The 1,434-nt window shown below is 62.6% G+C and carries 1 protein-coding gene; it reads right to left on the reverse strand.

The annotated features are described in order from the left end of the window. Nucleotides 1-12: 12 nt before the first annotated feature. Nucleotides 13-1,434: hopanoid biosynthesis associated radical SAM protein HpnJ (hpnJ, locus tag BLU17_RS32065; protein WP_092006757.1), on the reverse strand; the 1,422-nt coding region annotated here is incomplete at its 5' end.

Genomic DNA, 1,434 nt, shown 5'->3' on the forward strand with positions numbered 1-1,434 from the left:
GCAAGCGATCCATCATGCCTCGTGCGCGCGCAGGAAGCGGAAGAACTCCACGCCTTCGCGCAGACGCCGCTTCATCATGTCCCAGCTCATGAGCATTTCGCGCACGATCTCCCAGATCTTCGACGGCCGGAAATAAAACTCGCGGTAAAACTGCTCGAGATGGTGATAAATCTCCTCGCGCGACAGATGCGGATAGCCGATCGCAGCCAGCTGCACCCCCTCCTTGCTCACGAGGTTGATCGTCCGGTTCTCTTCCATCCAGCCGTTCTCCACCGCCTGCCTGTAGAGCGTCGTGCCCGGATACGGCGCCGCCAGCGACACCTGGATCGTGTGCGGATTGATCTCCTTCGCGTACTCGATCGTCTTCCTGATCGTCTCCTGCGTCTCGCCCGGCAGACCCAGAATGAAGGTGCCGTGAATCTTGATGCCCAGCTTCTTGCAGTCCGCGCTGAAGCGGCGCGCGAAGTCCGTGCGCACACCCTTCTTGATGTTCACGAGAATCTGGTCGTCGCCCGACTCGAACCCCACCAGCAGCAGACGCAGGCCGTTCTCCTTCATGACCTTGAGCGTGCTGTACGGCACGTTGGCCTTCGCGTTGCACGACCACGTCACGCCAAGCCTGCCGAGACCGCGCGCGATCGCCTCGGCGCGCGGCGCGTCGTCGGTGAACGTGTCGTCGTCGAACATGATCTCCCGGACTTCGGGCATGTTCTCGCGAATCCACTTCACCTCTTCCAGCACGTTTTCCACCGACCGCACGCGGTAGCGGTGGCCGCTCACCGTCTGCGGCCACAGGCAGAACGTGCAGCGCGACTTGCAGCCGCGCCCCGTGTAGATCGACACGTACGGGTAGTTCAGGTAGCCGATGAAGTAGTTCTCGATCTTGAGATCGCGCTTGTAGATCGGCGCCACAAAGGGCAGCTCGTCCATGTTCTCGAGCACCGGACGCGACGCGTTGTGCTCGATCGAGCCGTCCTTCGCGCGCCACGAGATGCCCTTGACCTCGGCGAACGGCTTGCCCTCGGCGATTTCCTTGCACGTGAAATCGAATTCCTCGCGGCAGACGAAATCGATCGCCTCGGTCGCGGTCAGCGAATTGTGCGGATCGACCTGCACCTTCGCGCCCACCAGGCCAATGAGGACCGACGGCTTGCGCTTTTTCAGGTCTTCGGCAAAAAGCGCGTCGGTCGGAAACGACGGCGTGCTCGTGTGGATGATGACGAGGTCGTATCCGGCGGCAATCTTCAGCGTTTCCTCGACGCCCAGGCCGTCGGCGGGCGCGTCGAGCACGCGGCTGCCCGGCACGAGGGCCGCGGGCTGCGCAAGCCATGTCGGATACCAGAACGAGCGGATCTCGCGCTTTGCCTGGTAGCGCGAGCCCGCGCCACCGTCGAAGCCGTCATACGACGGAGCCTGCAGAAACAGCGTTTTCAT

Source organism: Paraburkholderia lycopersici (assembly GCF_900096975.1).
GTDB classification, from domain to species: domain Bacteria; phylum Pseudomonadota; class Gammaproteobacteria; order Burkholderiales; family Burkholderiaceae; genus Paraburkholderia; species Paraburkholderia lycopersici.